This is a genomic window from Lactobacillus amylolyticus DSM 11664 (assembly GCF_000178475.1).
Classification (GTDB): Bacteria; Bacillota; Bacilli; order Lactobacillales; family Lactobacillaceae; genus Lactobacillus; species Lactobacillus amylolyticus.
This window is the reverse complement of sequence record NZ_ADNY01000031.1, coordinates 25,967-34,718: the sequence shown is the minus strand read 5'-3', so window position 1 is coordinate 34,718 and position 8,752 is coordinate 25,967. Positions and strand designations below refer to the sequence as shown.

At 38.5% G+C, this 8,752-nt stretch carries 8 protein-coding genes; all 8 read right to left on the bottom strand.

The features are described from left to right. Positions 1-820, bottom strand: an 820-nt coding sequence (locus HMPREF0493_RS04190) for a hypothetical protein (protein WP_006352050.1), incomplete at its 3' end; no start/stop codon positions are given. Next, on the bottom strand, positions 817-1,047 hold the full coding sequence (locus HMPREF0493_RS09030; protein ID WP_006352049.1) for a zinc ribbon domain-containing protein: 231 nt from the start codon (positions 1,045-1,047) through the stop codon (positions 817-819). The genes HMPREF0493_RS04190 and HMPREF0493_RS09030, both read right to left, overlap by 4 nt. A 109-nt stretch (positions 1,048-1,156) precedes the next feature. Further along, positions 1,157-4,696 carry an MMPL family transporter gene (locus HMPREF0493_RS04185; protein ID WP_040457189.1) on the bottom strand — a complete coding sequence of 1,180 codons (3,540 nt, stop codon included), beginning with the start codon at positions 4,694-4,696 and terminating at the stop codon, positions 1,157-1,159. A 23-nt stretch (positions 4,697-4,719) separates the two neighbouring features. Beyond that, complete coding sequence (locus HMPREF0493_RS04180) at positions 4,720-5,280, bottom strand: TetR/AcrR family transcriptional regulator (protein WP_040457188.1); 561 nt, start codon at positions 5,278-5,280, stop codon at positions 4,720-4,722. 135 nt (positions 5,281-5,415) lie between these two features. Then, positions 5,416-5,646, bottom strand: a complete 231-nt coding sequence (locus HMPREF0493_RS09025; RefSeq protein WP_228117007.1) for a hypothetical protein — start codon at positions 5,644-5,646, stop codon at positions 5,416-5,418. After that, the gene (locus HMPREF0493_RS04175; RefSeq protein ID WP_006352046.1) at positions 5,597-6,361 is read right to left on the bottom strand and encodes a serine hydrolase; all 765 of its coding nucleotides are present in this window, start codon (positions 6,359-6,361) and stop codon (positions 5,597-5,599) included. Before HMPREF0493_RS04175 ends, HMPREF0493_RS09025 begins: the two co-directional genes overlap by 50 nt. A gap of 14 nt (positions 6,362-6,375) precedes the next feature. Further along, positions 6,376-7,293, bottom strand: a complete 918-nt coding sequence (locus HMPREF0493_RS04170) for a magnesium transporter CorA family protein (RefSeq protein ID WP_040457192.1) — start codon at positions 7,291-7,293, stop codon at positions 6,376-6,378. Positions 7,294-7,412: 119 nt separating this feature from the next. Beyond that, positions 7,413-8,708, bottom strand: a complete 1,296-nt coding sequence (locus tag HMPREF0493_RS04165) for an extracellular solute-binding protein (RefSeq protein ID WP_006352044.1) — start codon at positions 8,706-8,708, stop codon at positions 7,413-7,415. Between the last annotated feature and the right edge of the window lie 44 nt (positions 8,709-8,752).

Here is an 8,752-nt window from a genome sequence, read left to right as displayed (position 1 = left end):
ATAATTGCTTATTTCTATGAAATAGATTGTACAGCGACAAAACAGTTGTCATTAAACTTGAAATAATTAAAAAGTAAGTTGAAGCTCCAATTGATACAGCATATGTCAACAGCTGACTGGTTAACTGACTAAGAACGCCTGTACTTGCGCGACTGCTGCTTGACAGACGAAAGACAAGATAAACTAAGAAGACCGTTTCAATTAGCGATAAAACAAATGCTATGGTCTGACTCTTTTTCGTATTTTTGAAAATATTATAAATAATGAAAATTGGAAATAAAATCAGCAGCAACCATACGAGGTAAACGATTAAAGAATAAAGTGCGGTATTGCCTGAGGTTAAAAGACGACCACCAAAGCTGAGCAATACTTCGGAAATTGACATTTTTTCGTCGTAAACCGAGCTAACTACTGATGCACCTGAACTAGAAAATAAAACGACCAAGCTCATGAAAGCCATCAAGATAACTGAAAGTTGGCTGTAGTTAAAATGCAGACGCTTGCGGTTTATAACTTTTTCGACTTCGCCCTCAACTTTTGTATGATGCTCTTCAAACTTTTTATTCCGTGAACGCAGCTTTTCTCCACGATCAGCGATGGAATTAAAAGTATCTGATCCAATCTGATTGATCTTTTCAGTCAATCGTTTGTCAGCTGTATATTGATTAATCTTTGCACTGCGGTCACAGACAATGTACAGCCAAATCATGAGAGCAAAAAAGCAAATCCAGCCCAATGATACTGAAAAACTAGTGATAATCAGCAGTAAGAAACCTAGTAAAAAGACGATTGTGGCATTTGAACGAATCCAAGCGATCATCTTTTGGACTGTTGAATTCTGTTTTTGCGGTTGAAATTCTTTGCGATAGGCAGCACGACTAGTAGTTGCTTCTTCTTTTTGTTTTGCTTCTGAATCAGTCGCGTTTTTTTCTTTATCCCTTGTTTAGTAAAAAAATCTTCACGATATTTCTTTAAATTAAAACCACATTTTGGACAAACATCATCATTAGCGGTGATTGCTTGCCCACAATTTGGACAAGTTGTCATATTGTTCCTCCTCAATTTGTTTACGTACTAAAGATTATAGCACAGGCATAAAAAAAGTCGTGCAACTTTAACAGTTGTACGACTTTTTCATTTATTAAAATCTTAGAGTTTATTTTGTATTTTTATCTTTATTCTTCTTACCCCAACTGAAGTTGACTCCTTCGTAAGTCAATTTAGTTGCAGCAGTCAAAGTAATTGGCATGATTGAGACTAAGATCAGTAAACCAACAATCACGGTCAAAGCAACTTCGATTAATGTTGGAATACCAGATGGAATCAAGGCTGCGAAAGTACCACCTAAGATGACGGCTGCAGAAATAACAACCGTTCCGATGATGCCACAAGCCTTTAAAATGCTTTGACTCGGTCTGTTCAAACCTTCCTGTTCTAATTGGTAACGCGTCATTAGGAAGATACTGTAGTCAACACCCAAAGCAATCAACATAATAAAGCTGAAGAATGGCGTGTTCCAAGTAAGCATGTCTCTATTCAAAATACCCTTAACAATCCATTGGTTAATTGATAATGAGCAAAGGTAAGCGATAAGCAAAGTACCCAAGATGTAAACAGGTTGAAGGAGTGAACGAGTTATGAACATCAAGGCGATTCCGACACCGATAAGCATAATAGCTGCCGTTCTGACGAAGTCTTGACTAGCAACATTCTTGGTATCTTCAATCTTAGAACTTTGACCACCCATTGCAACCGTTGCGTCATTCAAAGCAGTACCTTGAAGTGACTTCTTAGCCATAGCTGAAAGTTCTTGTGATCTCTTAGTAGCTTCAGTTGCACTTGGGTTTGAATTGAAGACAACGATCAGCATTGCAGACTTCTTATCTGGACTAAGGTAAACATTAATCGACTTTTGGAACATTGCGCTCTTAATGTATTCCTTAGGAATGTAGAAGGTCTTAGCAGCTGCTGAAGATTGCAAACCTTGTAAGTAGGTTTGACCTTGACCTAAACCACTGTTGGCCTCATCAAGACCACTGGTAATTTTTGGCATGCTTGAAGCAAGCTTGCCGGCACCGGTGCTAAGCTGACCTGCACCAGTATTCAATCGTCCGATGCCAGAACTTAATTGAGCAGCACCAGATGCACCTTGTTGAAGTCCACTGTAAAGTTGACCTGCACCTGAGTTAAGACGGTTTGCACCAGAATCAATGAAGCTAAGGCCGGCACTTAAAGCACTAATACCAGTGTTAAGTTGGGCAGCGCCTGAGTTAAGACGGCTTGCACCGCTGCTTAAAGTACCAAGTCCGGTGTAAAGTTGGCTTGCACCTGAGTTAAGACGACTTGCACCTGCGGCACCTTGTTGAGCAGCAGCTTGTACTTGAGACAAACCTGAACTTAATTGCGTTAAAGCAGTTGTAGCACCAGGCAATGCCTTGTTTGAAGCAGTAGCCAATTGCTTAACAGCTGCTTGTAATTGAGTAACTTGAGTTAAAGTTGAAGTTAACGAACTGGTGTTAAAACTTACTGATGAAGATGAACCTGTTGCATCCTGACTAGCAGCTTGTTCTGCCGCCTGTTCTGCCTCTTTAATATCGTCATCTGTTATTTCAGTTGGATGCTTCTTCTTTAAAGTAGTAATAGCTGCAGTTGTAGCAGCAGTCACTGCTTTTTGACTCTGACTTTTAGCCGCAGTTTGAGCCTGTTCAATTTGTTGTTGCAAACTATTCAATTGACTTGTCAAACCAGAAACATCTAAGCCACTAACTTGCGTATTCAATTGCTGAATACCACTGTTAATTTGTGGCAAAGCACTTTCAAGTTGAGCAATTTGAGCTTTATTTGAACTGCTTAATTGAGTTGATAATTGTGAGCTCAATTGGTTCAAACCATTGACCAGACTTTGAGTACCGCTCTTAAGTGAGCCTGCACCGCTTTGCAATCTATTAGCACCGCTTACCAAGCTGCTGGTTCCGCTTTGCAAAGCATGAGTACCACTAGATAAACGCCCAGCACCAGTAGTTAAGCTGCCAACACCGCTAGCTAATTTAGCCGTACCATTTTGTAAAGTTTGAGCACCATTTTCAAGACGAACAGTACCTGAGTGTAATTGATCAGCACCGTTTTGAAGTTGACCAGTGCCTGATTGCAACTGTTCTGCACCGCTTTGAAGCTTTTGCGCACCTGTAGTTGCTTTTTGACTACCCTTGCTCAACTTGTTTAAGCCGGTACGAACTTGATCAACACCATTATCAACAGTACCTAATTGATTATTTACATATAATTGTGAAATTGCTTCACCATAAGGTTCCGTTACAGAAGTTGCAAATGAAACATCCTTTGATGATTGCAATTGCCTAGTCAATTGATCAATCAGCTTTAAATTGGTTTCATTATCCAAACGGTGATTACTCTTAATGTACAAGTATGATGGTTCAGCCATCCCCTTAGAGAAGTGCTTTTGTACGACCAATAAACCTTGCTTAGCAGGAACACTGTCTGCAATTTCATCGGTATCATCATAATTCAAATGACCGTTGTACATTAACATGAATGGAATGGTAACAACTGCTAAAACAATTAAGTAAAGAATTGGGTGCTTTAAAGTTGAAGCAGAAATGCCATGCCACAACTTGTTTTCTGATTCACCAGTAAATTTAGTTACTGGCCAGAACATTCTTTTACCAAGTACAGCCATAAAGAATGGGTTCAAGGTTAAAAGAACAATTAACAAGACAGCAACACCAACAGCAACACCAACGGCTGATTGGTAAATTGAGAATTTAGCTAAACTTAATGCAGTAAAACCAATTAAAACTGAAGAACCTGAATAAAGAATAGTCTTGCCAGCACTACGCAAAGCATCATGCATAGCTTCGTACTTGCCCATATTCTTACTCAGATTCCCTTTAAACTTGTCATACAGCAGGATGTTATAGTCCGTTCCGATACCGAACAGAACGATCACCATAAACACTTGCGTAAAGTTTGAAAATGGGAAATTGCATCTCTGAACTAAATTAGTAACAATTGAGAATGAAGTTAAGAATGATACCCCAACTGTTAATAAAGAAATCAAAGGAACAATTGGTGATCTGAAGACAATAATTAAAACAATAAAGATAAAGACAACTGTAATTGCTTCAGTCTTCTTGATTCCTTTCTGAACTGAAGTTGAGAATGCATTTTGCAAGACGTCTGCACCGGTTACATAAGTTCTAACTCCTGAGGTCTTTACGGCCTTAGTAAGTTGACTTTCAACATCCCCAATTCGGCGATATTCGTTTCCCTTCTTCTTTGAAATATTTAATTGCATTACCCAAGTCGTGCCGTCTTTTGACTGCAGCTTCTTACGGGTAGCAATGTTTGAATCTGGAGCCAGCACATCAGTGATACCGTACTTGGATTTATTATTTTCAAGCTTAGAAACGGTCGCATTGATTGCTGCCTTATCAGTTTTAGTTAATTTGCCCTTCTTTTTGTTGAAAACAATTGCAACTTCATAGGTATTTTTCTTCTTTTTACCCCAGTTGTTTTGAATTGTTTGCGCAACTTCACTTTGAACATTGCTTGGCAAAGAAATGTTCGAGTGATCATTAGTCAACTGACTAACATTAGGCAGAGCAATAACTGAAATGAGCAAAATTAAAATCCATGCAATTAAAGAAAAGACATGATTCTTTAAAAACTTTTGCACTTTTCTTCTTCCTCCTGTATTCATTACTGCACAATAGCTACCGGTTCAATTAACCGTAGGATAATCTTATGGTAGTCCTCATTTGCCTTTTCATCGCTTTCGTTTGCAAAGGCTGTTGATTTATCTAGAAAGACATATCCCAAAACTGCTCCAACAAGAGCGTGAAAAGAAATAGTCTCATCTTTTTTCAAATTGAACTTCTCGCCAAGAGCAAAAAGAGCCATAATTTCCTGCGTGATTGCATCTTCTTTGCCGTATTCATTCAAGTGATACAAAATACTTGCCAAAGATGGATCATGCAAAATAAAATTGCGCGTAACATCAGCAAATTTTAACAAAGCATCCTTGCCGGATAAACCCATTAGACTATCAACCAGCCGATGATGCAAAAGTTTAATTCTGCTAGCTCCCACTAATGAAAGCAACTGCTTTCTCCCTGAAACATAATGATAAAGCGATTGTGATCTAACGCCTAAAGCCTCGGCCAAATTAGGCATCGTTGTTTCCGACAAGCCTTTTTGACAAATCAATTCGTTAGCTTTTTCAATCACTTTATTCAAATCAAGAGTTCTTTTTTGGACCATTCTTTTTTCCTCCTCTCTTACAGCATGAGAACAATATATCACTACAAAGTGTAGAATACAATCTACAGCTTGTAAATTATTCAAAAAAAAGAGATATTCACTTTATAGTAAATATCTCTCTTGCCAGATTTTCCCTTATGAACGATTCTTATTAAACCAAGTATTAACAGCCTTGCCTAGAGCCTTAAAGTTTTTCTGTGAATTGGACCACGCAGAGATGCAATAGGAATGACCTGACATTTGAACAATCGCAGCAGCAAAGTGACTATCACCAGCACTGTAAATAGTCCCACTAATACCACTAGTCAGCTTGGTTCTAGAGCCATACAATCCTAATAAAACAAGCTGTGCATGACTTTGATTCAAAACTTTGCCTTGATAAAGTCCCTTCAAAACCAAATCTAAATCTTTGCTGGTTCGTGTTGCCAACCGGTGGGTTAGTAAAGGTGCCGCTGATAGTTGTACTTGTAGCACCAAACTTTTTGGCAACTGCAGCGACATTCTTGCTGCCAGTCTTCCGCAATAATGCATTGCCTGCAGTCTTATTGCCTTTCATCATAGCTTGACGCAAATATGCGATACTATAGCCCATATTGGTTTGCAGAAGCTTTTCACCTTTGACGCGATCTGACTTTTTAATTTTAATCGCAGTTTTGATACTCAACTTTCCTTTTTGTTCTTGATAGTAAACAGTCGCCAAAACCAAAATTTTCAAGACGCCACTGGCATTATGAGCTTCAGATGTTGTAGCCAAACGAGCATAGCGTGCAGAATTGTTCAGATCCTGTACGGCTACTTGATAGGAGGCAGTGCTGCCCATTGCCTTTTTGATTGCTGAAGCCAATGAAGTTTTGCTGCCCTTTTCAACAGTAACTTTGGAAGATGCAGAAGTTTGACTGATGCTTGAACTCGCAGTTGGCATTTTAACCTTTGGTTCTTTAGTTTGTTTCTTATTGACTTTGCTATTTTTAGGTTCAATGATATTGATTTTGGCACTATTCATTTCGCGCAAACTAGCCGAATAAAGCATAAACGCAAAAATAGTAGCCAAAAGTGCTCGGATAAATACTTTGTTTTTCATTGAAAATCCTCAACTTAGAAGAAATGATGTTTTCGCATCAAAACGATTAACCAAATCATTAACGCAATCGTAACGATGGTTACAACGACCCAATCAAAAGGATTATGGAACATTGGCAGTGAAACGTTCATCCCATAAAATCCCGTCATAATTGTTGGAATCGTCAAAACCAAAGACCACACAGTTAAGAATTTCATCGTATCGTTCAGGTTATTGTTCATCATATTGTTCGATGTAGCCGACAGCGTTTTGGTTACTTGCTGTGAAATCTGAATCATTTCTGCTGACTGATTTGATTCAATTAACACGTCATCTAGACGTTCACGTGCGGTTTTAGTGAACTCTAATTTAGAATGATCCAAGCTGTGAAGCATGATTAAGTCAGTTTGAATGGAACTGGACAAATAAACCAAACTTTTTTCAATATTTGATAATTCAACTAAATCCTTATTGTCGATATCATCCGACAATTTTTGATCCAAACTGTCTCTTTCTGCATCCAGTTGAGTAACTGCACGCTGGAAATATTGTGATGAATAAAGCAGAAAGGCTATCAATAATTCCGTAACATCATTAGCTCGCGACAAGCGCTCACGTATCTGAACATCGTTAAATTCATCAAACACGTAGCTAGTTGACTCAGTATGGAAAGTAAAAATATTTTCTCCAACTACCAAGAAAGTAATTGGGTGCGAGGCGAAGTGCTTAATTGAATTAGTTGGCCAAATTGGTACATCATAAACAAGCAAGTGACTATGGGTATGCAAGTCATAGTCATAGTGCGGACGTTCATGCCGGTCAGAAATATAAGAGATGATGTCTGGCGTGAATTTAAAATCGTCTTGCAGCTTGTTGCTATCCTGCTCACTTAAATTGCTGATATCGTACCATTTATATTTGGTCTCTACGGGAAAATTTTGTTGCCGTATCAACACTCTCACCTCTCATTTACGCAATTAAATCTTATTTCAACTCTATTATTCTATCATTTTCGGAGTAAAGAAAAAACAGACCAGTTACGGTCTGTTTTTCATTAAATCGCTATTTAGTTTTATTGTTTCCAAGCAGCATCAAACTTTTGCTTACCTTCGTTAATTGCGTTATTAACATTTTGGTGCTTTTGAGCTGCAGAAAGAATAGTTTGCATAATACTGTTCAATTGAGCATAGGCTGCGTTTGAGTTCTTTTCTACAGGAACGCTGTACAAGTGCTTCATAACAGTTGAAAGCTTAGCTGGAAGCTTAAGTGAAGTGTTGGACTTGTATGCTGCAGAATTAATTACTGAGTTGTTAACTGGAATGTAGCCAGTTGCGTTAGCCCACTTAAGTTGGCTTGACTTAGATACCAAGAACTTAATGTACTTAAATGCAGCAGCCTTTTGTTCAGCAGTTGCGTGGTTGAACATGTAAATGTCTGTACCTTGTTGCATGTTGTATTTGCCTGGACGAGCAGCAACATCATAAGTAAACTTCTTGCCTACACCCTGCTTAACGAAGCCTTCACCTGCGGAAGTACCAATAAACATGGCAACTTTTTCGTTAGCAAATGGGCCTGATAAGTATTGTGCTGAACCGGCAACTCTGAAGTAGCCCTTCTTGATACCATCTGCGTAGTAGTTGATAACGCTCTTTGAAGTTGAACCACTGAAGTTGATCTTGCTTGAGAAGTCAACGCCGGCATTCTTCATACCTAAAACGTAGTAGTTGGAAAGTGAATCAAAACCAGCACCTACTACCTTGTGGTGACTCTTCTTGTAAATAGTTTCAGAAACAGATTTAAGTTCGGCCATAGTGGTTGGAACCTTCTTAATGCCATATTTCTTAAACATGTCTTTGTTGTAAGTTAGAGTTTCAATGGACTTGTTAAATGGAATACCATATTGAGTTCCTTGAATTTGAGCGCCCTTCAACAGTTCGGATCTAATGTCTGAAGCCTTAGCACTGCCCCAACCAACATTCTTGTTGTTGATGTAAGGTGTCAAGTTTACAAGCATCTTATTCTTAGCGGCATTCCAAAGCCAACCTGGGTAAGCTTGCGTAATTGTAGGCAAATTGTTTGGTGATTGCAAAGTTGAGTTGATCTTAGCTTGCAAGTCGATGTAAGTACCTTGACTTTCAAGCTTAACGGTAATATTTGGATTCTTCTTTTCGAATTCCTTAGTCAACTTTTGCAAAGTTGATTGTTGTACTCCTACCATACCATGCCAAAAAACAACTGTTGTCTTCTTGGTAATTTTTGATGGAATCTTGCTTGAGCTAGATGAGCTATTGCCATTAGAACAAGCAGCTGTTCCCATTAATGCCAAGCCGGCAGCAGCCAACACAGCAAGTTTCTTACTAAACTTCATTTGGATTAATCCTCCCAAAAAATAAAACTAAACAACAAATTTTA

Bases quoted from the DNA above. Each gene is read 5' to 3' on its own strand.
- HMPREF0493_RS09030 (WP_006352049.1), bottom strand. From the start codon at position 1,047: ATGACAACTTGTCCAAATTGTGGGCAAGCAATCACCGCTAATGATGAT.
- HMPREF0493_RS04180 (WP_040457188.1), bottom strand. From the start codon at position 5,280: ATGGTCCAAAAAAGAACTCTTGATTTGAATAAAGTGATTGAAAAAGCT.
- HMPREF0493_RS04165 (WP_006352044.1), bottom strand. From the start codon at position 8,708: ATGAAGTTTAGTAAGAAACTTGCTGTGTTGGCTGCTGCCGGCTTGGCA.
- HMPREF0493_RS04175 (WP_006352046.1), bottom strand. From the start codon at position 6,361: ATGAAAAACAAAGTATTTATCCGAGCACTTTTGGCTACTATTTTTGCG.